Consider the following 26,730-nt stretch of genomic DNA (forward strand, 5'->3'; position numbering starts at 1 on the left):
TCAGTCGTCGTCCGGGGCGGGCGGGTTGACCGAGAACCGGTTGCCGTCGAAGTACAAGGTCAGCGGGGTGCCGTCGGCCGGGCCGAAGCGTTGGGTGCGGCTGCCGGGACTGAGCACCTGGACTGGGCGCCCGGTGTCCCGGACGACCAGTACCGCCAGGGTGGCCACGTAGAAGGGAGTGTCGGGGCGGGCCAGCACCAGGGCGAGGCGGGCGGAGTCGTCCAGTCCGGCCTCCGCGACGGTCACCATGCCGTTCTGGAGGATCGCCTGGGCCCGCAACTCCTCGGTGAGGGCGCCGATGTGGGCCAGCGCGTCGGTCGACACCTCTGTGTCCGGGGCCGGGAACCTCGGGTCGTCGGGTGCGCCATTGGCCGCCACATCGGCCTGGACCCAGCTGAGCAGCGCGCCGTGCGGGTCACGGTCCCGGGTCCACGCGGGGGCGGTACCGGAGTCGGCGAGCAGCCGGGCCAGTGAACGGGCGAACGTCTCGGGGCGCTGCGCCCGCGACACGACGGGGCGGTAGCGGGGGACGAATGTCGAAGAGGGCTGTGCCGTCGGTGCGTTGGAGGCGGGCCAGGTGAGGGGGGTGTCCGTGGGGATGGGGGTGGTGTCGGGGTCCTGGGCCGGGGTCGTGTCGTCCTGGCCCGCGTGGTCGTGGAGTTGGGGGCCGGCCGCGGTGACGTTCTCGATGGTGCGCAGGTAGCGGTGCGGGATGTGGACGGGGGTCCGGGTGGTGGCCATGAGGCCGGTGGTGTGGACGGTGGTGCTGTTGGCGTGGTTGCGCAACAGGAAGTCGTTGTCGCGTTGCTCGTCCGGGAGGCCGAGGTAGTGCAGGACTTCGTGGAGGAGGTCCTCGTCGGAATGCCCGGCGTCCAGGTGGAGTTGATCGGCGCGGGCCGGGTTCGCGGTGTCCGTGAGAGTGATCGTCTCGGGGTGGTCCGGGTCGGCGATCAGGTTCAGGTTGATGTGCAGCTGATCGCCCGAACCGGGCAGCGCGAGACCCGAGTTGAGGTGCCTGTCCAGGAGACGCGTGATGCGGTCGTTGAGCTGAGTGGTGAGCGCCGGGTCGGTGGCGGTGACCGGGAGGTTGAGCGTGTAGTCCCGGATCCACTGCCCGTTGGGCGCCTGGATACGACGGACCTGGGTGCGGACGAGCGTCGTGGCACCGCTGAGAACCCCAGGGCGGGGCGAGTTGGACTGCTCCGCATGCGGATCGAACCGCTCCGTGCTGTGAACGGCGGGACGGGCATGCGGACGCAGACCGTGCCAGGTGTCCTTCGGAGCCGGGTCGGCGACACGAGACGCGGGACGCTCGTCGTCGGCGTCGCGGGTCGGCGCGGGACGGTAACGGCCGTCCGGCTGAACGCTGTTGGCGTCCCCGGGACCCCGGGGCGCCGGCGCCGGGGTGATGTTCGCCGAGGTGGTGCCCGGGTTCGCGGCACTGGCGCTGTAGTGGTTCAGGCCCGTGTAGTGGACCTCCAGCGCGGGGGTGTTGGTGGTCGGGCCGTAGCGCAGCACGATGCCGCGGGGGCCGCCGGTCGCGGTGGTGCCGGCGAGCGGGGCGGGCATCGGCTGGAAGACGTGGATCGGGGCGTCGAGGGTGTCGGCGAGGAGGGGCAGGAAGGTGTCGCCGATCGGGTTCGCCCACGCGGCCGACCAGTTGCCCACCGCGCTGCCGAGCATGTTCGCCTCGTCCTGGCTGAGTGGGGCGGTGCTGCGGTGGTAGCCGGCGATCAGCAACGACCGGCGCTCGTCCGTGGTCATGGTGGCGAGGGTCGGCAGTCCGTTCACCGCACGCAGATAGGCGAACATACGGCGGTTGCTCGGCGCGGCGCCGGTCAGTGGGGGCGGTGCGCCCGGCATGGAGACGGCTTGCAGATAGCGGGTCTGGAGGTCGACCGGGTCCAGGTCCTCGGCGTGGGTCACGCCCTGGATGCCGTAGCGGACCAGTTCGTTGTCGATCTGGGCGGCGGGCATGTTCTGGACCGCCGCGGTGAAGGGGGTGACGAGGACGCCGCGGAGCTGGCCGAGCACCTGCGGCGGGAGCGGGCGGCTGCCGTTGTGTGCGGCCGCCAGCCGGGCCAGGACCAGGTTCTGCAACTCCTGCCGTGCGGCACGTAGTTGATTGGATCCCCGGTCGCCGGCCTGCGGGTTCTGCGCCATCGTCCGGAGGGCCCGTTGTACGTCGTCGGGCCGGGCGAGCCAGGCGGCGATGGCGGGGGCGAGGGCCTGGGTGGTGCCGGTGGCGGCGGCCTGCTGGAGGCGGGTGCGGACCAGGTGGGGTGCGCTGCCGATGACGGCGTACAGGAGGCAGTTGCCGTCGCCGGGGGTCTGGACGGCGTTGCCGGTGGGGTCGACGTAGGGGGTCAGGGGGGCGGCGGGAGTTGTGGCGGCCGCCGGGGTCGTGGCCTTGCCCTTGTTCTTGTCGACGCCCGTGCTCTTGCCGGTGTCTTTGGTCGTGGCCGTGGTCTTGCCGGTGCTGGTGCTCGTGGTCTTGTCGGCGGCCGGCTTCTTGTCCTTGCCGGTCTTGTCGCCCTTCCCCGTCTTGTCCGTCTTGGCGTTGCTCGTACCGGACTTGGGCGGCCCGCTCTTCTTCGGCTTCGGCTGCGGCTTCGGCGTGGGCGCGGTCGGGGTCGTCCCTGTCGTCCCCGTGGTTCCGGCATTCGTGGTGGTGGTCGCGGGCACCGGTGTGTGGGTCTGGCCGCCGGCCGGGAGGGGGGCGGCGGGGCCGTCGGGGGTGGGCCAGCGGGGCGGGGTGGTGGCGAAGGTGGTCCGCAGGGACTGTTCGGGGGTCGGGGCGCTGTCCTGGACGTCGCCGGCCAGGTCCTCCAACGCGTCGGTGGCCGCCATCTGGTCGGCGGCGGCCTGCAGTTGCGCGGCGACGGCGGCTGCGACGAGCCCCTTGCGCCGGGCGACTTCAGTCTCGGCCGCGGTCACCCGGCCCCGGGCGACGGTCTCGTCGCGCGTGGCGAGCTGCACGTCGGCAGCCGCGTCGACCTCGGCTGCCGCGGCCTTCCGCTCCTTCGCCACGGCCTCCTCGTGGTTGTCCTCCTCCTCGCTGATGCGGTCCGGGCCGACCGCGACGATGTGCTCCGCCCGCTCCAGCACCGGCCGGGCCGCGGTAAGCGCGGCGGTGGCCCGCTGGATCGCGTTGTCGGCGGCGGTGATCGCCGGGAGCACGGCCTGCACCCGAGGGTCGTCGGCGACATCGGCCGCGGGGGTGTGGGAGCGCGGGGCACCGGATACGGCAGGGACCGGGGCCGGGGCGGGAGTGGTACTCGAGTCCCCGTTCTTCGCGGCCTGTTGGGCGGCGGCCCCTGCTGCGGCGGCGCGCTCTTCGCGCACGGTGTTCTCGGCCCGCGTCAGCGCAGCGAGGGCCGTCTGAAGGTCGTGGCGGCCCTTGGTCTCGTCCCGCTCGTGCCGCTCGATGACCGACGGCAGGGTGGTGACGGTCTTCTGAGCCTCCGCATAGTCCCGCTTCAGCCGCGCGACCAGCGCCCCGGCCTTGCGCGCGGCCTCGGCGGCGTCAGCGGCCGCCTTCTTCGCGTCCGTGTGGGCGTCGGTCGCGTTCTTGACCGCGAGCTGCGCCTTCCCGTGGGCTTCTACGGCGGCCGTGTGCGCCCGGTTGGCCTGCTGGAGGGAGGCGGTGAGGCGGTTCAGTAGCTGCGGGGTGTCGGCGAGGGTTTCGGTAGCGGTGTACAGGAGTTCGGCCTGGGTGTCGAAGGCGTTCCACGCGGTGCTCAGGTCCGGGTCGGCGGTGACGAGGGCACCGTCAGGATTGAACTCCCAGCGGCGGATGCCCTGCGGGTCACGGGTCATCAGCTCCAGCGGGCGGTTGCCGAGCACGGCCGCACGCGAGGCCCCGTAGAGCGCCTGGCCGAGCCGGGTGCCCTGCGGGTCGGCGCCGAGGGCCACCCAGACCTGCACGCCGTGACTGCCCGGAGGGATCGCGGAGTTGAGGCGCTCGGGCACCGTGTGCGGCTCGGCCGTGGCCCAGTCGGGGACGAGCGCGGGCAGGTCGTGGAGGTTCGGCGGGGTCTCCGCCGGGGTGAGCAGACCGTGGCCGAGGAGGTCGCGCTCCTCGATCCGGAGGGTCACGGTGCCGGTGACGTGACGGGTGCCCCCAGGTCCCTCGACGAGCAGGTGTGCGTCGACGTCGACGACGTAACTCCGCGTCCCGCGCGCCCCGTTGGCGGGTGCGGCGGTGCTGCCGGACTTCAGCCAGTCGCGACGACTGCCGGTGGTGGTGCCACCGAAAGTGGACGGCTGGGTCTGCCGCTGGGCGAGCGGGACGCTGATGCCGGCGATCTCGTGGTTGTCGTCGTCGCCGCTGAGGAGTTCCGTGAACGAGGTCGCGAGGGAGTGGTCGGCACCGGCCGCGGTGCTCACCGTGTCGGTGGTGTTGTGGAGCTGGTCGAGCGTGACGTCGTCGGCGTTGGTGGAACGGCGCGGGTTGTACAGCGTCACCGCGATCGACGGGGCCTGGCTCGGCGCTCCCTCGAAGGGTGTGGTGCCGGGCATCTTGCGGGTGAGGTCGGCGGCCAGCCGGGGACGGTCGAGGGAGACCCGCCCGGCCTGGATCAACTGGCCCAGCCGGACCGCCTGTCCCTCCACCGACACGGACGTGATCTGCGAATGCCAGCCACGGCCGCCACGCGGCGCGACGTCGTTGAGCGCCGTCTCCAGATGCGCCCAGCCGTCGAAGTGGAACGCCGGGGTCGGCCCCACCGGGTGGAACATCTGCGCGTCGGCGAGATACGGCCCGGCGGCGGGGCCGGCCGGCAGCACGGTGTTGCGCGGGTCGGCGCCGGAGACGACGGACGGAGCGTTCACCGGAGGCGGGCCGCCCGCACCGGGCAGGACGGTCTCGGTGCCGGTGAAGCGCAGCGTCAGCCGGACCGGGACGGTGCTGGTGCGCGGAGTGCCCCGGGCCATAAGTTCGTTGATCCACCGGTGTACGTCGCCGTCCGCTTCGGACCACGCGATGACGCCGTTCTGGATGAGGCCGCCGATGACGTTCGGCGGCCAGTCGACGACCAGCGCAGAGCGGACGGACAGCTCGTAGTCGTACTGGAGGCCGTCGAAGTCGGCACCGTTGTCCGTACGCAGCCAGAAGCGGTTGTCGGCGGTGGTGGCCCGCCGGGCGGAGATGCTGGTGGCCGCCTGCGGGGTGAACACGGGCGCCGCGCGGTCCGTCTTGGCCGGGTCCGGGCCCTGGTTCGGGCGGAGATAGCGCGTCGTCAGCGTGACCGGGAGCTGCTTCTGCCGGACGGAGGCGCGGGTGGTGGTACGGCCCGCCGAGGTGTGCGACTGCCACTGTTCCAGACCCGAACCGGGCGTCGAGGAACCCCGGACACCGGCCAGGTTCTGGGTCCGCCGGGGCCGCGCCGTGAGCGTGACCTCCACGAGTCGCTCACCGCCGTAACCGTGGTGGCGGAAGTGGAAACGGGTGGTGGCCCGGCGCGGAGCACCGTCCGGACCGCGCCCGGGCAGCGAGCGCAGCCCGGCGGACGAGGTGAGCTGGGCGATACGGCTGTGCACACCCTGCTGGTAGCCGGAGTGCCCGGGGGTGACCGCTCCGGGCGCCTCGGCCTCGACCAGCGCCAGCAGCTCGCGCCCGATCTGCCCGCGCCGCTCCCTCGGGTTGACCGGCCCCAGCGGGATCTGCCCGGCGGCGGGCCCGGTCGTAGGCATGGGGGCGGCGACGGGCCGGTCGTACTCGATGACCGAGAGGACACCGCCGAGGCCCAGTTCGCGGTTGCGTGTGTACGGCGCCGGGAGGGCCGCCGTCAGGGCCGGGGCGGGCGCGGGGGTGAGCCCCTGCACCGAGCCCATCCACCGTGCGTCGCGGGCGAGTTGGCCCTGAGTCATGAGGAACTGGAGGCCGTCGGGGACGTCCACCGCGAAGATGACGGGGTCGATCGTGCCGGGCTCGCCGACGCCGTTGAACAGGGTGCGGGAGCCCGCGCGGACCGTGACGAGGTAGGTGACGTCGGCGACCACGCGGTGCAGGGTGCCGCTCTCGGTGGGGGTGCGGTTGACGCCCGTGCTGGCGGAGAGCGTGTCGGAGGTGTCGGTGCGGGCGACATAGCCGAGCCGTGCGGAGGGGTTGAAGAGTCCCTTGTACGACTTGCCGCTGGTCTGGCTGGTGGAGACCGAACCGTCCGACTCCGGACCGGTGTTGCCCTGTCCGGCCGGCTGCGGGGGCGGGTTCTGGGTGACCACCCCGCTGCCGCCGAACTGGTGCGACTTTCCGAGGGACTTGAGCTGCTGGGCACTGTCGGTGGCCGACACACCGGTCTCCAGGTACTGCCGGGTCGTGTCCAGCAGCCGGGGCCGGTGCGCCACGGCCTGGATCTCCAGCGAGTACTGCCCGTCCGCGAGGGTTCCCGGAAGGCTCAGGCCCTCAACTACGTAGGAATTCTTGAACAGTTCGTGTCCGTGCGCGACGAGACTGCCCGGCGTGATCGCGGCATGCCGGGTCTCGGTGGCACGCGTCCTGCTGTCCGTGAGCCCGTGTCCGGCGAGGGGTGAGATGCCGCCGCGCGGGGGCGGGGCGGCGGCGGTTCCGGTGGTCGCCGGGGCGGTGACCGGGAGGATCGGACCGGTGGCCGAGGTCGGGGGCGTCGCCTGCTGGGCCTGGTTGCGGATGACCGCGGCGGCCCGCTGGAAGGCGGACTCGACGGCCGCCGAGCCACGCACCGTGTCGATCAGCGCGTCGTCCGGTATCCGCACCAGCTCCGGGCGCGGGGTGCCGGTGGCATCGGTCGCGTCGAGCCGTGCCCTGTCGACCGCGTTGGGCCGACGCGGCGCCCCGTCGGCCCGTACGGCGGGCGGTGCCGGGGTCGCCGAGGGCGCGTGGGTACGGCCGTCCGGCACCGCCAGCCGCAGCGAACCGGTGACCGTCGACGAAGGAACGACGGGCGGCGGCGGGGCAACGGGCGGCGCACCGGGGACGGTTGGGGCCGGTACGACGGCCGGGGCCGGGGCCGCGGCCTGGTTCACGTTCCGCCCGAACCGCTCGCTGGGCTGGTCGCTGTCGTCCGCGTACAGGTCCAGGGCCAGTCGCACCGGCACGTCGAACGCGTGGCTGTCCTGGCCGGTGCCGATGTAGAACTGGTCGTGCGAGGTCGCGCCGCCCACGGTGTCGCCGTGGGTGACCTGGTGGCCGTACTGATAGTCGGCCCCGAACCCGATGGACCCCCAACTCCCCAGCGGCCCACTGACACTTGCCATCGGCCCGAGCGCGCCGCCGTACGACTCACCGCGCTGCTCGGCATCGCTGCCCGCCATCTGCGCCAGACCCATGACCTGGATGCCCGGCAGGACCAGGTGATGGGTGCTGGCCTGCCCGGTGTCCCGGTCGGCGGAGAGGAGCAGCCGGACCCGGCGGACACCGGTGTCGGTGCTGTTGGGCACCTCGAAGTGCAGGGAGTGTCCGCCGTCGACCATCGCGTCGGTCGCGGCACGCAGCCCCGTACGGGAGCGCGCCTCCCTCAGCCGGCGCAGGTTGTTGAGCTGGGCGTGCAGCCGGATCTGGTGCTCGGGCTCGTGGTTGCGCACCGCCTGCTTCAGCCGTGCGCCAACTCCGTTGGGAGCCGGGGCCGTTGGGGCCGGCGGCAGGAATCCCTCGTGGCGCAGCCACGTCTCGGCCTCGTCGAAGAGACCGTCCGTACCGGTGACGTCGAGCGGCGCCGCGCTCAGCCCGATACCGTCCAACCGCTCCAGGGAGTCCGGGAGTTCACGCGTCTCGGCGGCCGTCGGCGTGTGCCCGGTGGCGTCCGCCTTGCTCAGGAGCCGTAGGTCCATGCCGTGCGGCCGGGTGAGCGCCGGCGCCCGCGTCTCGGTGCCGTCGGGCCGGATCAGGGTGACCTGGTAGGTGACGCCGGACGGGGTGAGGAGATGGCCGCGGTTGGTGCGGATGGCGTGCATCGTGCCCGCCGAACTGCTCGCGCTGTACGTGTTGGTGACGGTCGCCTGGGTCTGCCCGCGCAGACCGAGGCTGCCGCCGATCATGCTCGACGCGTCCGGATGACCCTGGCTGTGGTCACCGGTGAGAGCGGCGGCGCCACTCCCGCTGACGCCGATCCCGCTGGTGTACTTCGAGGAGAGGTCCACCTTCGCGGTGTTGACCAGGTGGCTTTCGAGGTTGATCTGGCCGGGGGTGCTCTGCCGCAGCGGAGTGCCGGCGGCCGGCGTGGTGACCAGGTGCAGCATGCCGACCGCGTTGCCGTCGGCGTCGGTGATCACCGGCGAGTAGATCCCGCCGTCCACCTGCATGGGCAACGTGCCGCGCAGCACCTGTTCGGAGAGGAAGTCCGAGACCTGGCCGGCGGCGGTGTCGTCCAGATCGGCGTGGAACGTCTGGTGGACGTGCTCGTACAGCGCCCTCGGGTCGATCACCGAGTCGACGCCGTAGAGCGGGAGATCGGCCATCGCGGCGGGCGCGGGCAGCGAACCCGGAACCGGATCGGCGGTGGTGAGGTGCCGTGGGAACCAGATCGTGGTCGGACCGTGGGACTCCGCCGCGCCCCAGCCGTCCGGTGCCGGGGCGGTCGTGGCAGTGGGCGCGGTGACGGCCGGCGCGTCGACACGAACGCGCCACCGGGTGCTGAACTCCACGGGATCGGAAGGCTCGTTGGAGCGCTGGGAGGACGTGGTCTGCACGGCCTGGGTGACGGTAGTCGCGTCACTGGCCTGGTTGTGGGTGATCGCGGCCGTCAGCGATCCGTCCACCGCCCGCACCGCGGTGGGCGCCGTGATCGGCCATGACCCGGTCCACGGCACCTGGAACGTCCGGTACGTCCCCGACGGCTGACTGGAGAAGTTCTCCCGCGTGCCGAACCCGCGCCGCTCGACATGCTTGTCCGGATCACGCGGGTCGAAGCGCCCCTGCCGCAACGAGGCCCGCGCATCGGAAAGCGTCAACTGAACGTCGACGGTGCGATCACGGCCTCCGACCCGGACGGTGATGCGGTGACCGCCGTTCGAGCGCAGATACGGCAGTTGGAGCGCGAGGTTCTCCCGGCTCAGCGCGTCCCGCACCTGCTCGCGCACCGACTCGGGCGGGTCGCCGGCATCCAACCCGAGCGCCTCGTAGACCTGCCCGTGCAGCCCCTGCACCACCTCGTCGGAGAACGGCTCCGCGTACACCAGCCCGACGGTCCCGTCGGGCAGGGCACCGTACGAGTTCACGTAACTCGACGGAAGTTGGACCCGTGCGGGCGGCTGTGCCGTCGGTGCGTTGGAGGCGGGCCAGGTGAGGGGGGTGTCCGTGGGGATGGGGGTGGTGTCGGGGTCCAGCGCGGGGGCGGTGGTGTTCTGGCCCGCGTGGTCGTGGAGTTGGGGGCCGGCCGCGGTGACGTTCTCGATGGTGCGCAGGTAGCGGTGCGGGATGTGGACGGGGGTCCGGGTGGTGGCCATGAGGCCGGTGGTGTGGACGGTGGTGCTGTTCTGGTGGTTGCGCAACAGGAAGTCGTTGTCGCGTTGTTCGTCCGGGAGGCCGAGGTAGTGCAGGACTTCGTGGAGGAGGTCCTCGTCGGAATGCCCGGCGTCCAGGTGGAGTTGATCGGCGCGGCCCGGGTTCGCGGTGTCCGTGAGAGTGATCGTCTCGGGGTGACCGGGGTCGGCGATCAGGTTGAGATTGATGTGCAGCTGGTCGCCCGAACTGGGCAGCGCGAGACCGGAGTTGAGGTGCGTGTCCAGGAGACGCGTGATGCGGTCGTTGAGCTGAGTGGTGAGCGCCGGGTCGGTGGCGGTGACCGGGAGGTTGAGCGTGTAGTCCCGGATCCACTGCCCGTTGGGCGCCTGGATACGACGGACCTGGGTGCGGACGAGCGTCGTGGCACCGCTGAGAACCCCAGGGCGGGGCGAGTTGGACTGCTCCGCATGCGGATCGAACCGCTCCGTGCTGTGAACGGCGGGACGGGCATGCGGACGCAGACCGTGCCAGGTGCCCTTCGGAGCCGGGTCGGCGACACGAGACGCGGGACGCTCGTCGTCGGCGTCGCGGGTCGGCGCGGGACGATAACGGCCGTCCGGCTGAACGCTGTTGGCGTCCCCGGGACCCCGGGGCGCGTTCGACGGGGTGATGTTCGCCGAGGTGGTGCCCGGGTTCGCGTCGCTCGCGCTGTAGTGGTTCAGGCCCGTGTAACGGACCTCCAGCGCGGGGGTGTTGGTGTTCGTCGGGCCGTAGCGCAGCACGATGCCACGGGGGCCGGCGGTTGTGTCGGTCACCGGTTCGAAGACGTGGACCGGGGCGTCGAGGGTGTCGGCGAGGAGGGGCAGGAAGGTGTCGCCGACCGGGTCCGCCCACGAGTCCGACCAGTTGTCCACCGCGCTGTCGAGCAGGCGCGCCTCGCCTTGGGTGAGGGGGACGGTGCTCCGGTGATAGCCGGCGGTCAGCAGCCACCGGCGTCCGGCCGGTGTCATGGCGGCGGGCGTCGGCAGCGCGCCCATCGACCGCAGATAGGCGAACATCCGCCGGTTGCTCGGTGGGTTGCCGGTCAGTGGGGGCGGTGCGTTGGGTGTCGTGACGGCTTGTGCGTAGCGGGTCTGGAGGTCGACCGGGTCCAGGTCCTCGGTGCGGGTGACGCCCTGGATGCCGTACACGGCCAGTTGGTTGGCGACGGCGGCGTCGGTCGCGTCCTCCACCAGGCTCGCGAACTCGCCGGCGAGGACGCCCCGGAGCTGGCCGAGAACCTGCGGCGGGAGCGGGCGGCTGCCGTCGCGTGCCGCTGTCAGCCGGGCCCGGACCAGGTTCTGCAACCCCCGCTGCGCGGCCCGCAGATGGCCTGTTCCCCGGTTGGTGGTCTGCGGCTGCGCCGTGAGTGTCCTGAGGGTGTGCCGTACGTCGTCGGGCCGGGCGAGCCAGGCGGCGGTGGCCGCGGGGAAGGCCGGGTCGGCCTGCCGCAGGCGGGTGCGGACCAGGTCCGGCGCGCTGCCGATGACGGCGTAGAGGAGGCAGTAGCCGTCGCCGGGGGTCGCGACGACGCGGCCTGCGGGGGCCACGTAGGGAGATTGTGCGGCGGCCGGGCTCGTGCCGGGGGGCGGGGGCGACTGGACGAGCGGGGACTTGACCTTGGCCTTGCCCTTGTCGAGGGCCGTGCTGTTGCCGGTGGCAGGCTTCTTGCCCTTGCTGTCCTTGCCCTTGCTGTCCTTGCCCTTGTCCGTCTTGGCGTTGCTCGTACCGGACTTGGGCGGCCCGCTCTTCTTCGGCTTCGGCGCGGGTGTCGTGGTCGTCGTGGTCGTCGTGGGGTTCGTCCCCGTGGTGCCGGTCCCGGCGTTGGTGGTGCCGGTGGCGGCGGCGGGCGGGGTGTGGGTCTGGCCGCCGGCCGGGAGGGGGGCGGCCGGGCCGTCGGGGGTGGGCCAGCGGGGCGGGGTGGTGGCGAAGGTGGTCCGCAGGGACTGTTCGGGGGTCGGAGCGCTGTCCTGGACGTCGCCGGCCAGGTCCTCCAACGCGTCGGTGGCCGCCATCTGGTCGGCGGCGGCCCGCTGTTGCGCGGTGACGACGGCGGCGATCTCCCCGTCGCGGTCGGCGACCTCGTCTGCGGCCTCGGCCACTTCGCGCCGGGCGTCGGTCTCCTTCTCCGTGGCGACCTGGAGGTCGCGGGCCGCGACAGCCTCGGCCTCCGCGTCCTTCCGCTCCTTCGCCACGGCCTCCTCGTGGTTGTCCTCCTCCTCGCTGATGCGGTCCGGGCCGACCGCGACGATGTGCTCCGCCCGTGCCAGCACCGGCCGGGCCGCGGTAAGCGCGGCGGTGGCCCGCTGGATCGCGTTCTCGGCGGCGGTGATCGCCGGGAGCACGGCCTGCACCCGAGGGTCGCCGGCGACATCGGCCGCAGGGGTGTGGGAGCGCGGGGCACCGGATACGGCAGGGGCCGGGGCCGGGGCGGGAGTGGTGCTCGACTGTCCGTTCGTCGCGGCCTGTTGGGCGGCGGCCCGTGCGGCGTTCTCGGCCTGAGTCAGCGCGGCCAGGGCCGCCTGAAGATCACGGTGGCCCTTGGTCTCGTCCCGCTCGTGCTGCTTGATGACCGGCGGCAGTGTCGTGGCGGTCCGCCGGGCCTCCGCGAGGTCGCGCTTCAGCCGCTCGACCAGTGCCTCCGCCTGGCGCGCGGCCCTGGCCGACTCGGCGGCCGCCTTCCTCGCCCGGGTATGGGCGGTGGTCGCGTCCGTGACCACGCGCTGCGCCTCCTCGTGGGTTTCCACGGCTTCCGTGTACGCCTGGTTGGCCTCCCGGCGGGCAGCGAAGCTGAGGTTCAGCAGCTGCGGGGTGTCGGCGAGCGTGTCCGTGGCGGTGTACAGGAGTTCGGCCTGGGTGTCGAAGGCGTTCCACGCGGTACTCAGGTCCGGGTCGGCGGTGACGAGGGCACCGTCAGGATTGAACTCCCAGCGACGGATGCCCTGCGGGTCACGGGTCATCAGCTCCAGCGGGCGGTTGCCGAGCACGGCCGCACGCGAGGCCCCGTAGAGCGCCTGGCCGAGCCGGGTGCCCTGCGGGTCGGCGCCGAGGGCCACCCAGACCTGCACGCCGTGACTGCCCGGAGGGATCGCGGAGTTGAGGCGCTCGGGCAGCGTGTGCGGTTCTACGGTGGCCCAGTCGGGGACGAGCGCGGGCAGGTCGTGGAGGTTCGGCGGGGTCTCCGCCGGGGTGAGCAGACCGTGGCCGAGGAGGTCGCGCTCCTCGATGCGGAGGGTGACGGTGCCGGTGACGTGACGGGTGCCTTCAGGTCCCTCGACGAGCAGGTGTGCGTCGACGTCGACGACGTAACTCCGCGTCCCGCGTGCCCCGTTGGCGGGTGCGGCGGTGCTGCCGGACTTCAGCCAGTCGCGACGACTGCCGGTGGTGGTGCCGCCGAAGGCCGAGGGCTGGGTCTGCCGCTGCGCGAGCGGGACATTGACCCCACCGAGCTGGCGATTGTTCTCCTCACCGCTCAGGCGGTACGTGAGCGAGGTCGCGAGGGAGTGATCCGCGCCCGCGGCGGTGCTCACCGTGTCGGTGGTGTTGTGGAGCTGGTCGAGCGTGACGTCGTCGGCGTTGGTGGAACGGCGCGGATTGTACAGCGTCACCGCGATCGACGGGGCCTGGTCGGGTGCCCCTTCGAAGGGTTGGGTGCCGGGCATGGTGCTGGTGACGTCGGCGACCAGCCGGGGACGGTCGAGGGAGACCCGCCCGGCCTGGATCAACTGGCCCAGCCGGACCGCCTGTCCCTCCACCGACACGGAGGTGATCTGCGCGTGCCAGCCGCCCAGGCGGCGCGGCGCGACGTTGTTCAGCGCCGTCTCCAGATGCGCCCAGCCGTCGAAGTGGAACGCCGGGGTCGGCCCCACCGGATGGAACATCTGCGCGTCGGTGAGATAGGGGCCGGCCGGCCGCACCGAGTTGCGCGGGTCGACACCGGACTCGGCGGACGCGGCGGTCACCGTGGCCGTCGGTACGGGCACGTTGGTCTCGGTGCCGGTGAACCGCAGCGCCAGGCGGACCGGGACGGTGTCGGTGCGCTCGTTGCCGCCCGCCAGCAGCCTGTCGATCCACTGGCGTACGTCGCCGTCCGCGTCGGACCACGCGATGACGCCGTTCTGGATGAGGCCGCCGATGACGTTCGGCGGCCAGTCGACGACCAGCGCGGAACGGACCGTCAGCTCGTAGTCGTACTCCAGACCGTCGAAGTCGGCACCGTTGTCCGTACGCAGCCAGAACCGGTTGTCGGCCGTGGTGGCCCGCCGGGCCGAGATGCTGCTGGCCGACTGCGGCGTGAACCCCACCTCCGCACGGTCCGTCGTCAGGGGATCGGGACCCTGGTCCGGCCGGAGATAGCGGACCCCCGGCGTGGCCGGGAGCTGCGCCTGCTCGATCGCGGCGCGGATGGCACTGCGGCCCGCGGCGGTGTGCGACTGCCACTGTTCGAGACCCGAACCGGGGGTGGAGGTGCCTCGGACACCGGCCAGGTTCTGGGCCGCCCGGGGCCTCGCCCGCAGCATGACCTCGACCAGCCGCTCACCGCCGTAACCGTGGTGACGGAAGTGGAAACGGGTGGTGGCCGGGTGCGGGGTGCCGTCCGGGCCGCGTCCGGGCAGTGAGCGCAGTCCGCCGGTGGAGGTGAGCTGGGTGATCCGGCTGAGCACACCGTCCTGGTGGCCGGAGTGCCCCGGGGTGAACACTCCGGGTGCCTCGGTCTCCACCAGGGCCCGCAGTCGGCGCCCGACCTGGCCGCGCCGCTCCCTCGGGTTGACCGGCCCCAGCGGGATCTGCCCGGCGGCGGGCCCGGTCGTGGGCATGGGGGCGGCGACGGGCCGGTCGTACTCGATGACCGAGAGGACACCGCCGAGGCCCAGTTCGCGGTTGCGCACGTACGACGCCGGCAGCGGAGCCTGACCCTGGACGGGCGCCGGGGTGAGACCGGTCACCGAGCCCATCCACCGTGCCTCACGGTCGAGTTGGCCCTGCGTCATGAGGAACTGGAGCCCGTCGGGGACGTCCACCGCGAAGATGACGGGGTCGATCGTGCCCGCGTCCAGGATCCCGTTGCCCAGGGTGCGGGAGCCGGCCCGGACCGTGACCACATAGGTGACGTCGGCGACCACCCGGTGCAGGTCGCCGCTCTCGGTGGGGGTGCGGTTGACGCCCGTGCTGGCGGAGAGCGTGTCGGAGGTGTCGGTGCGGGACACCTTGTTGAGCCGTACCGCCGCGCTGAGCTGGTTCTTGTTCTGCTTGGCGGCGCCGTGTTCCACCGGTGTGGTCGAGTTCTGGGTGGCCGATCCGGTGCCGCCGAACTGGTGCGACTTTCCGAGGGACTTGAGCTGCTGGGCACTGTCGGTGGCCGAGACACCGGTCTCCAGGTACTGCCGGGTCGTGTCCAGCAGCCGGGGCCGGTGCGCCACGGCCTGGATCTCCAGCGAGTACTGCCCGTCCGCCATCGTCCCCGGCAGGCTCAGGCCCTCAACTACGTAGGAATTCTTGAACAGTGCGTGTCCGTGCGCGACGAGACTGCCCGGCGTGATCGCCGCGTGCCGGGTCTCGGCGGCCCGCGTCGTGTTGTCCAACAGCCCGTGCCCGGCGAGCGGGAAGAGGCTCGCGCGCTGCGGCACTGCGGGTGCGGGTGCCGTGCCGGGGGCGGTGACCGGGAGGATCGGGCCGGTGGCCGGGGTGGGGGGCGTCGCCTGCTGGGCCTGGTGGCGGATCTCCCGGGCGGCCCGCCGGAAGACCGACTCGATGGCCGCGGAGCCGCGCACGGTGTCGATCAGCGCGTCGTCCGGTATCCGCACCAGCTCCGGGCGCGGGGTGCCGGTGGCATCGGTCCCGTCGAGCCGTGCCCTGTCGACCGCGTCGACCGGACGCGGCGCCCCGTCGGCCCGTACGGGCGGCGCGGGGGTTGTCGCGGGTGCGTGGGTACGGCCGTGCGGCACCGCCAGCCGCAGCGTGCCGGTGACCGTGGGTGGGACGGGCGGTGCGGGGGCAACGGCCGGCGCACCGGCGGCAGTTGGGGCCGGGGCAGCGGCCGGTGGCGGTGCGGCGGCCTGGTTCAGGTTCCGCCCGAACCGCTCGCTCGGCTCAACCCCGTCGTCCGCGTACAGGTCCAGGGCCAGTCGCACCGGCACGTCGAACGCGTGGCTGTCCTGGCCGGTGGCGATGAAGAACTGGTCGTGGCCGGTGGCGCCGCCCACGGTGTCGCCGTGCGTGATCTGCCGGCCGTACTGGTAGTCGCCCCCGAACGCGATGGACCCCCAGCTGCGCAACGGCCCGCCGACACTGCCCAACGCCCCGAACGCACCGCTGTACGACTCACCGCGCTGCTCGGCGTCGCTGCCCGCCATCTGCGCCAGACCCATGACCTGGATACCCGGCAGAACGAGGTCATGGGTGCTGGCCTGCCCGGTGTCCCGTTCGGCGGTGAGCAGCAGGCGGACCCGGCGGACGCCTGTGTCGGTGCTGTTGGGCACCTCGAAGTGCAGGGAGTGTCCGCCGTCGACCATCGCATCGGTGGCAGCTCGCAGCCCGGTGCGGGAACGGGCCTCCTTCAGCCGGCGCAGGTTGTTGAGCTGGGCGTGCAGCCGGATCTGGTGCTCGGGCTCATGGCTGCGCACCACGCCGTGAGCGGATGGCAGGAAGCCCTCGCGGCGCAGCCACGTCTCGGCCTCGTCGAAGAGACCGTCCGTACCGGTGACGTCGAGCGGCGCCGCGCTCAGCCCGATACCGTCCAACCGCTCCAGGGAGTCCGGGAGTTCACGTGTCTCGGCGGCGGTCGGCGTGTGCCCGGCGGCGGTCGTCCCGCTCAGGAGCCGTAGGTCCATGCCGTGCGGCCGGGGAAGCGCGGGCGCCTGCAGCCGGTTGCCGTCCGGCTGGATCAGGGTGACCCGGTAGGTGACCGCGGTGGGGGCGAGCAGATGGCTCTGGTTGGTGCGGATGGCGTGCATCGTGCCCGCCGAACTGCTCGCGCTGTACGTGTTGGTGACGGTCGCCTGCCCCTGCACGCGCAGGCCGAGGCTGCCGGCGATCACGCTCGACGCGTCCGGATGACCCTGACTGTGGTCACCGGTGAGCGCGACGGCGGCGGTGCCGCTGACGCCGATCCCGCTGGTGTACTTCGAGGAGAGGTCCACCTTCGCGGTGTTGACCAGGTGGCTCTCCAGGTTGATCTGGCCCGCGGTGCTCTGCCGCTGCGGAGTGCTGGTCCCGGGCTCGGTGACCAGGTGCAGCATGCCGACCGCGTTGCCGTCGGCGTCGGTGATCACGGGCGAGTAGAGCCCGCCGTGGATCTGCATCGGCAGCGTGCCGCGCAGCACCTGTTCGGAGAGGAAGTCCGAGACCTGGCCGGCGGCGGTGTCGTCCAGGTGGGTGTGGAACGTCTGGTGGACGTGCTCGTACAGCGCCCTCGGGTCGATCACGGAGTCGACGCCGTAGAGCGGGAGATCGGTCGGCGCGGCGGGCGCGGGCAGCGAGCCCGGCGCCGGATCGGCGGTGGTGAGATGCCGGGGGAACCAGATCGTGGTGGACCCGTGCGACACCGGCCCGCGCCATCCGTCCGTCGCCGGGGCGGTGGCGGGCGCGGTCGGCGCGGTGGGCGCAGCGGTGACCGCGGGGGCGTCGACGCGCACGCGCCAGTGGGTGGTGAACTCCACTGGGTCCGAGGGCTCGTTGGAGCGCTGGGCGGAGGTCGTCTGGACGGCCTGCGTGACGGTCGTCGCGTCACTGGCCTGGTTGTGCGTGACGGACAGCGTCACCGACCCGTCCACCGCTCGCACCGGCGTCGGCGCGGTGATCGGGAAGGTACCGGTCCACGGCGCCTGGATCGTGCGATACGTCCCCGACGGCTGACTGGAGAAGTTCTCCCGCGTGCCGAACCCGCGCCGCTCGACATGCTTGTCCGGATCACGCGGGTCGAAGCGCCCCTGCCGCAACGAGGCCCGCGCATCGGAAAGCGTCAACTGAACGTCGACCGTGTGATCACGTCCGTCGACCCGGACGGTGATGCGGTGACCGCCGTTCGAGCGCAGATACGGCAGTTGGAGCGCGAGGTTCTCCCGGCTCAGCGCGTCCCGCACCTGCTCGCGCACCGACTCGGGCGGGTCGCCGGCATCCAACCCGAGCGCCTCGTAGACCTGACGGTGCAGCCCCTGCACCACCTCGTCGGAGAACGGCTCCGGGTACACCAGCCCGACGGTCCCGTCCGGGAGCGCGCCGTAGGAGTTCACGTAGCTCGACGGGAGTTGGCCCCGCGCGGGCGGCTGTGCGGCCGGGGCCTGGGAGGTAGGCCAGGTGAGCGAGGCGTCGGTGGGGATCGGGGTGGTGTCGGGGTCCAGCGCGGGGACGGTGGTGTTCTGGCCTGCGTGGTCGTGGAGTTGGGGCCCCGCAGAGGTGACGTTCTCGATCGTGCGGAGGTAGCGGCGGGGGATGTGGACGGGGGTCCGGGTGGTGGCCATGAGGCCGGTGGTGTGGACGGTGGTGCTGTTCTGGTGGTTGCGCAACAGGAAGTCGTTGTCGCGTTGTTCGTCCGGGAGGCCGAGGTAGTGCAGGACTTCGTGGAGGAGGTCCTCGTCGGAATGCCCGGCGTCCAGGTGGAGTTGATCGGCGCGGGCCGGGTTCGCGGTGTCCGTGAGAGTGATCGTCTCGGGGTGGTCCGGGTCGTTGATCAGGTTCAGGTTGATGTGCAGCTGATCGCCCGAACCGGGCAGCGCGAGACCCGAGTTGAGGTGCCTGTCCAGGAGACCCGTGATGCGGTCGTTGAGCTGAGTGGTCAGCGCCGGGTTCGCCGTGGTGATCGGGAGGTTGAGCGTGTAGTCCCGTATCCACTGCCCGTTGGGCGCCTGGATACGACGGACCTGGGTGCGGACGAGCGTCGTGGCACCGCTGAGAACCCCCGGCCGGGGCGAGCTGGACTGCTCCGCATGCGGATCGAACCGCTCCGTGCTGTGAACGGCGGGACGGGCATGTGGACGCAGACCGTGCCAGGTGTCCTTCGGAGCCGGGTCGGCGACACGGGACGCGGGACGCTCGTCGTCGGCGTCGCGGGTCGGCGCGGGACGGTAACGGCCGTCCGGCTGAACGCTGTTGGCGTCCCCGGGACCCCGGGGTGCCGACGCCGGGGTGATGGTGCTGGGGTCGACGGTGAGGGGTCCGGCGTCGGTGGCGTTGTAGTGGTTCAGGCCTGTGTAGTGGACCTCCAGGACCCGGGTGACCGTGGGTGGGCCGACACGGGTGACGGTGCCGAGGCCGGTCGACGGGTCCGGCCGCAGTACCTCGACGGCCACGTCCAGGGTGTCCGCCAGCAGCGGGAGGAACAACTCGCCCTGGTTGCTCTCGTACGCCCTGGACCAGTTCTGGACGGCGTCGAGCGCGTGGGCCAGTTCGGCGTCGGTGAACTGTGCGTCGCTGACGGTGTATCCGTGCCCGAGCAGCCTGCGGAGCTGTTCGTCGGTGAGGCGGTCCAGCGTGGGCAGTCGGCCGGTGTCGCGCAGGTAGGCGAACATGTCCCGGACGCTGGGATCCGCCGGGCCGATCGCGTTGTTTCCGGTCAGCGCCTCGATGTAGAGCGTGTCGAGATCGTCCCGCTCCAACTGGTCCGGCTCTGTCACCCCTGTGATGCCGTATTCGTCGAGGGTCTCCAGGAGTTCGGGCCGGTTCATGGCCGCCGTGCGCCCGTCGAACCACCCCGCGAGCGTCTGCCGTACCTGGCCCACCACCTCGTGCGGCAGCGGGCGTTCGCTGCGCGCGGTGAGCAGTCGGTCCTCGGCGAGGATGCGCAGCTGGTCGGCCGCGAGCATCAGGTGCCGGCCGGCCCGGGGCATCGGGGTGCCCGGCCGCCACCGGGTGAACTGGGCCAGCCCGGCACGGACTTGATTCGGGTCGCCCAGCCAGGCGTAGGTCTCCGGAGCCTGGGACCGCAGGTCGGGCAACCGGTCGCGGACCCGCGCCGGGTCGGTGCCGATGAACGTGTAGAGGATGCATCGGCCGTCACCGCGGGTCGGCACCAAGTTGCCTCGCGGCGCCCGTACTTGGAAGGCGGCGGGCTGAGGAACGGTGGGGACGGGGGTGGATGACGTGCCGTCGGTGTCGTCCTGGGCAGGCGCCTTGCCCTTGCCCTTGTCCTCGGTCTTGGGTGTGTCGGTGTCCGTGTCCGCCGTGTCCGCCGTGTCCTTCGGCGCACTGTGCAGGTCGGTGGACGTGTCGGTGTTGCCGACCAGGGCGTCGAACGCGCTGTCCTGGACGGAGGTCGTACCGGGGTCGCCGGACGTGCTGCCCTGGTCCCCGCCGGTGGCGTCGTTGTCGCCGGTCGCCGGGGGGTCCTTCGGCGGGACGAGAGACGCCGGATCGGGAGTGGTCAGTTCGGTGTCCGCGTCCGAACTGTCGTCTCCCGCTGAATCCTCGTCCCCGGTGGTCGAGTTGTCGCTCTCGGAGAAGGTGTCGTCGCCGGGGAGCGGGGTGTTGTCGGTGGAGGGACCTGCCGTACTGGGGCGGCCCGAGCCCGGCCAGCGCGGGCTGACCGAGGCCAGCGTCGTGTGTGAGGTGGGCAGCGCCGAAGGGCCGGAGGCCAGCACCGGGCCGGTCGCGCCGGGCAGCCCGGTCTCCGCCGCCGCCCGGCGGGCCGCGGAGTCGTCGCGCCTGCCGAGGGCGTTGCCGATCCGGGTATCGATCTCGCCGAGCGTCCGCGCCGCGCGTTCATGGTTCTCGCGTGCGTCCTCGTGGGCCAGGGCCGCGTCCGCCGCGAGCCCGCGAGCCGTGCCCGCGTCCGCACGCCGGGTCCCGGCCGTGGCCCGCACGCCCGGGAGCTGCGCCCGTGCCTCGTTCAGAGCCGCCACATCGCGGTCCAGGCCGGCCTGGGCGTCCCGGAGCGCGGCACGGTCCCGCTCGAGCCCGGCCCGCACCCCGGCGAGATCGGCGTCCAACTTGCCCACCTGGGCGGTGACTTCGTCGATCTGCTGGGTGAGACGGGGGTCTACGGCGGGGGCGGTGGTGTCGTCCCCGGCCGGCGATCCCACGGCGCTTTCCGGCGCGGGTTCCACGACCGTGTCCGGCGCGGGTTCTGCGACCGCCTCCGGCGCGACGGTGTCCGACGTGATCGGGCCCGGCACCGAAACGTTCTCCGTGTCGCCGGAACCGGAGCCGGAGGCCCTCGTGTTCGAGGCCTCGGCGGCGCGGGCCGTGAGGTCGGCCAGCTGGCGTCGGGCGGTCTTGGCCTGGGCGCTGAGGCGTATCTCCTGGCGCTCGCCCTCGGAGACCGCGTCGGTGAGCGGGCCGATCGTGCGGCGGGCGTCGGAGATCCCGCCGGTCAGGGTCCTCTCGCGGTCGACGAGGCCGCGGAGGCCCTGTTCGGCCTGGTCCGCGTCCTGCTCGGCGGTGGTCGCGGCCGTGTCGGTCCGGTGGGCCTCGTCCGCCGCGTCCGTCAGCTCGGTGACCGCGTCGTTCAAGGCGTCCTGCGCGTCGGGCCGCAGCGCCCGCTGCTCGTACTCGTCGTCGAGGGCCGCGGTGTGGTCGGCCTCGGCCTGGTCGAACGCGGCGGCCTCGCGCTCGAAGTCCGCCCAGGCCTGGTCCAGGGACACGACACCGGTGGTGGAATCCGACGCCTGCGGCCCGGTCAGTGTGCCGTCCGGGTCGAAGGCCCAGACGCGCAGGCCCTCCGGGCCCCGGGTGACGAGTTCCACCGGGCGCCCGTTGTCCCGGGCGGCGCGCGACGCCGCGTAGAGGGCCAGGGTCAGGCGGGAGCCGTCCGGGTCTGGGCCGGTGGCCACCCAGAACTGGAAGCCGTCGTCCGTGAGGTCGACGCCCGCGTTCACGTTGTTCCGTACGTCCCGCAACCGAATCGTCGCCCAGTCCTGCGGTGCGGTGCTGGTGCCCTCGGTGAGCAGGGCCGGGAGGTCGTAGACCTGGGGCGCCGGATTCGGCTCGGTGATGCCGTGACCGAGGGCGTCGCGCTCCTCGATGCGGATCGTGGCCGTACCGGTGACATGGCGGACGCCCTCGGGGCCGGTGACCTCGATGTGGACGTCGGCCTGCACCTCGTAGCTGCGGGTGCCGCGGCCGTCGGCGGGCAGGCTGGTGCTGCCGGTCTTGAGCCAGTCGCGGCGGCCGCCGGAGACTCCGCTGCCGAAGTTGCTCGCGTCGACGGGCCGTTGGAGCACCGGCGGGGTCGCGCCGAGGAGGTTGCGGTCGGGGTCGTCGGCGCTCATGACGAACGGCAGCGACAGCCCGGTGGTGGTGTCGGCTCCGGAGACCGTGCTGCTGCTCTGCGTGTTGATCCGCAGCCGGTCGAGGGTCACGTCGCCGCCGTCGGTGACCACTCTCGGCCGGTACAACGAGACGGTGAGGGTGGGCCGTTGGTCCGGCGCGTTCTGCAACGGGTACGCGCCCGGCATCGAGTCCAGCATGCCGCCGACCTGGCGGGGTGTGTCCAGCGAGATCGTGCCGGCCTGGATGAGTTCGCCGAGCCGTACCGACGCGTTCTCGTCGGAGGTCGAGGCCGGCACGGAACGCCAGCCGCTCCCCGTGTCCGGGGCCACCTGGTCGAGGGCGGTGTACAGCTCGCTCCACGCGTCGAAGCCGTAGACCGGGACGGAGCCGGTCGGGTGGAACAGGTCCGCGTCCTGCAACGCGGGCTGTGCGGCGGGCAGTTGGCGGGGGTCGACCCGGGACACCGAGGGCGGCGCGGGCGCGGGCAGCGGGGGTCGGGTGCCGTCCGTCTCGCTGCCGGTGAAGCGCAGGCTCACCTGGGCCGGTACCCGTACCTGGCCGCCGAGCTCGCCGGAGAGGGTGCGGCTGAGCCAGGAGCGGGTCGGCGCGTCGGCGTCGTCCCAGGCGATGACCCCGCGCTGCACCAGCGCGCCCACCACGTTCGGCGGCCAGTCGGCGACCAGGGTGGTGCGGACGGTGGCGACCAGCTCGTAGTCCAGGCCGTCGAAGTCGGCGGCACTGTCGGTGCGCAGCCAGTACCGGTCCTCGGCTGTGCGTCCGCTCTTGTCGACCTTGCTGGACGAGGAGACCACGGTGGCGGAGGGGCCGAGCCGGTCCGTACGGTCGTCGGCGTCGGGGCGGCTGAACCGGGCCGTCGGGTTGCCGGTGAAACGGTGTGTCCGGCCCACCGAGGAGGAGAGCGAGCGTCCCTCCGCCGTGTGTGAACCCCACTGCTCTATACCGGACTTGTGGCCCGGCACGGCGGTGCCCCGCACGGCTCCCCGGTCCGCGGCGGTGCTCGTGGGACGGGCCGAGAACGTCACCTCGACCAGGGCCGCGCCGCCGAACCGGTGGTGCCGGAAGCTGAACCTGGTCTGTCCGCCGCCGCGCCCGATCAGCGCCCGCTTCCCGGCGACACCGGTGTTGTCGGCGATCAGCGTGGCGACACCGGGCAGGTAGGAGGCGTGGCCGGGGGTGGTCACGCCGGGGGCGTAGCGGTCCACCAACTGCCGTACTTCGTTGTGGAGTCGGTTGCGCTGCTCGATCGCCGGGGTCGGTGTCGGGCCCGTGCCCGGGTCGGAGAACTCGGTGACCGAGTTGACCGCGGCCAGTCCGAGGGTGCCGTCGCGGACGTACCGGTCGGGCAGGGACGGGCTCGTCAGACCGGTCGTCGACGGGTCGGCCGGGCGCTCGGGCAGAGCACCCATCCACCGTTCGTCGCGCCGGAGTTGGCTCTCCGTCATCAGGAACTGGAGCCCGCGCGGCACGTCCACGGCGAGCGTGACGGTCTCCCCGGGCCCGAAACCGAGGGAGTTGGCGACGACATTGCGGTGTCCGGACCGTACGGTGATCAGGTAGGTGACGTCGGCCGTGACCCGGTGCTGGAGGCCCGACTGGGTGGGCGTCCGGTTGGTGCCGGTGCCGCTGATGAGGGTGTCGGACTTGTCGCTCTTGCGGTCGTACTGGTAGCGCCCGGACGGGTTGAAGCGGGACGGCGTGGACGGCGTGGGTGCCGGGGAGCCGGCGGGCTGCGAACTCGGGGTGGGACTGGGCGGGTTGTTCTGGGTCGCCGAGCCGCCCACCCCGAACTGGTGTGTTTTTCCGAGGCCCTTGAGCTGCTGCGCCGAGTCGGCGGCGGAGATGCCGGTCTCCAGGTACTGGTTCACGCTCTGCGTCAGCCGAGGAGTATGGGCGACGGCCTCGATCTCGATCGCGAGCTGCCCGTCGGCACCGAGCCCGGGCAGCGTCAGCCCCTCCACCACGTACGTGCCGCTGAAGATCTGGTGCCCCCGGCCGACCAGCGAACCGGGCGAGAGCGCGGTGATACGGGACTCGGCGCTCACCGTGGTGGTGTCGCCGAACGGACTCCCGACCAGCGAACTGCTCAGGAACCCGGTGACGTTGTCCACCAGTTGTGCGACACGGCCGGGTTGGGCGGGGGCGACGGGGGCGGGAGCGGGCGCCGGTTCCGTGGTGGGAGCGGTGACCGTGTCGGTGTCAGGAGCAGGGGCGGTGACGGTGTCGGGGGCGGTGACAGTGACGGGAGGGGCGGCCGGATCGTCGCCGGTGTCGACGCCGTCACCGGTGTCTGTGTGGGAGCCGTCACCGGCATCGGTGTCGCTGTCGACACCGTCGCCCCTGACGATCCGCCGGAAGGCGTCCTGGAGCGCCGCCGAACCGCGCACCACGTCGATCAGGGCGTCGTCCGGGACGCGGACCACGTCCGGGTGCGGATCGCCGGTGACCGGGTCCGTCATGGCCAGACGGTCCCTGTCCTCCTGCGTGACCCGCCGTACGGTGAACGGCTCACCGTCCGGCGCGGGCTGCGCGTCGGCCAGCGTGCGGTCGTGCGGTACGGCCAGCCGGATCGTGCCCGCGACACCCCTCTCCTGCGGAGCAGCCAGGCCCAACTCCGGGTCGGGATCGCCGTGTTGGGCGGGCGGTGCCACCTCGCCGAACCGGGCCACGGGTTCCTGGCCCGAGCCCTCGTACAGGTCGAGTGTGAGGCGGGCCGGTACCCCGAACTCGTGGGTGTCCTGCCCGGTTCCGATGAAGAACTGGTCGTGGCCGAGCGTGGTGCCGGTGGTGTTGCCGAGTGTGGCCTGGCCGACGTACTGGTAGTCGCCGGTGGCGCTCAGGGTCCACGCCCCGCCGTGCGGTGTGGGCACGGTGAGACCGCCGCCGAACCCGGCGCCCAGGCCGTAGGTGTTGCCGAGCCGGGCGGTGCCGCCGCCCGCCGCCTGGGCCAGGCCCATGACCTGGATGTTGGGCAGCACCGTGCGGTGCTCCACCGGCCGGTTCGGGTCGCGCTGCGCGCCCAGCTCCAGCCGTACCCGGCGCCGTCCCGTCACCGAGGGGATCTCCAGGAACAGCGAGTGGCCGCCGTCCACCATGGAGTCCGTCGCCGCGCGCAGTCCGAGCGGGGAACGCAGTTCCTGCAGCCGCCGCAGATTGTTCAACTGCGCCTGCACCAGCGTCTCGTCGGGCAGTCGTCCCCGGCGCGGGGCGTCCGCCGGCGATGGCAGGAAGCCGCGGTCCCGCAGCCAGGTCTCCGCGTCCTCGAACAGCGGCTCCGCGTCGTTCTCATCCACCCCGAGCGGCGCGATGGACTGGCCGATCGACTCCAGGTTCTCCAACTCGTGCGGCAGCACCCGCACTTCGTCCGGCTCCGGTTCGTGCCCCGCCGCGTCCTCGGCGCTGAGCACCCTCAGATCGAGAGCGTGGGCCCAAGTGCCCGGCGTATAGGTGGAGATGGAGCCGTCGGGCCGGATCAGGGTGAGGGTGTACTCGACGTCCGCCTCGGTCAGCAGATGGCTGCGGTTGGTGCGCACCGCGTGCATGGTGCCCGCGAGGTTGCTGGTGCCGAACACGTTCTGCGCCGCGAGACTGGCGGTGCCCTTGCCGTTGACGGTGCCGCCGATGCCGTGGGAGGCGTCCGGGTGTCCCGCGCCGTGGTCGTGCGTGAAGGTCGGACCGATGCTGCCGGTGAACGTCACCCCGCTGTTGAACGACGTGTTCTGGTCGTTCTTGACCGAGTTGACGACATGGCTTTCCAGGTTGATCTTCTTGTCGAGGCTCTTGGCCACCGGGGTGGTCCCCCGGACCGTCGCGTCCAGCCGCATCATGCCGACCGCACGTCCACGCGCGTCGGTGAGCACCGGCGAGTACAGCCCGCCCTCGACCTGCATCGGCAGCGTGCCGCGCAGGATCGGTTCAGCGAGGAAGTCCGCGAGTTGGGCCGACGACGTCTCGTCCAGGTCCTCGCTGAAGTTCGCCGCGGCCCCCTCGTACAGCCGCCGCGGATGCAGCACCGAGTCCACGCCGTAGATCGGCAGCGTCCTGATGTCGGCGGGTTCGGGCAGCTCCTGACCGGGATCGCCGTCGGCGTCCACGAGGTGCTGCGGGAACCAGATGGTGACCGACCCGTGCTGCTCGGCCGGACTCCAGTCGGGCGCGGGATCGGGATCGGGGTTCGCGACGACAACGGCCGTGTCCGTCACGCCTGTTGTGTCGGTCGTATCTGCCGTATCCCCCGCATTCTCCACGTCCGTGTCCTGGGCCGGCGCGGCCACGCGCACCTGCCAGTTGTCGGTGAAGTCGTAGGCGCGGGAGGGCTCGTTGCTGCGCTGGGCGCTGGTGGTCTGCACGACCTGGGTGACGGTGGTCGAACCGTCCGCCTGGTTGTGGGTGATGGTCGCGCCCAGCGCGATGTCCACCCCGCGGACCGGGCCCGCCGCGGCGATCGGTATCGAACCTGTCCATGGCACCGGGATCGTCGAGAACGTGCCGGACGGCTGCGCCGAGACGATCTCCCGGGTGCCCTGCCCGCGCCGCTCCACATGCTTGTCGGGATCGCTCGGGTCGAGCGCGCCCTGCCGCACGGACGGCCGCCGGTCGTCGAGCGTCAGCCGTACGTCCACCTCGTGGTCGACACCGCCGACGTCCAGGACGATCCGGTGACCGCCGAGGCTGCGCAGATACGGCAGGTTCAGCGCCATCTGCTCCGCCGACAGCACGTCCCGGAGCTGCGCGAGCACGGGGTCGTTCGGTTCCGGAGCGGGCCGGCCGAGCGCCGTGAGCACCTGGCGGTGCAGTCCGTCGACCACGTCCGGCGCGAACGGCTCCACGTGCACGAGCCCCACCTGGCCGTCGTGCCGCCGCCCGTAGCCACCGAGGTAGGAGCCGCTGCGACGGCCACCGCCGACCACCGACTCGGGTGGAGAGGTGGTGTCGCCCTCCGGGGAGGTCAGGGTGATGTCCGGGACCGGCACGACCGCGGGGACGGTCTCCGTCTCGGTCTCCGTGCGCGTGTCCGCCGGATCGACGTCCGGCGAGTCCGTGTCATG

Annotated in this window: 1 protein-coding gene (only partly in view); it reads right to left on the reverse strand. The window is 72.4% G+C overall.

All coding sequences use genetic code 11. The annotated features are described in order from the left end of the window. Positions 1 to 26,730, reverse strand: the 3' portion of a protein-coding gene (locus tag ACFXC1_RS12280; RefSeq protein WP_381241867.1) for a hypothetical protein. The gene runs 3,207 nt beyond the window's last position; the window shows 26,730 of its 29,937 coding nt (coding positions 3,208-29,937); its start codon lies beyond the right edge, outside the window — the gene reads right to left on this strand; it ends in the stop codon at positions 1 to 3.

Source organism: Streptomyces hokutonensis (genome assembly GCF_042751305.1).
GTDB lineage: Bacteria > Actinomycetota > Actinomycetes > Streptomycetales > Streptomycetaceae > Streptomyces > Streptomyces hokutonensis_A.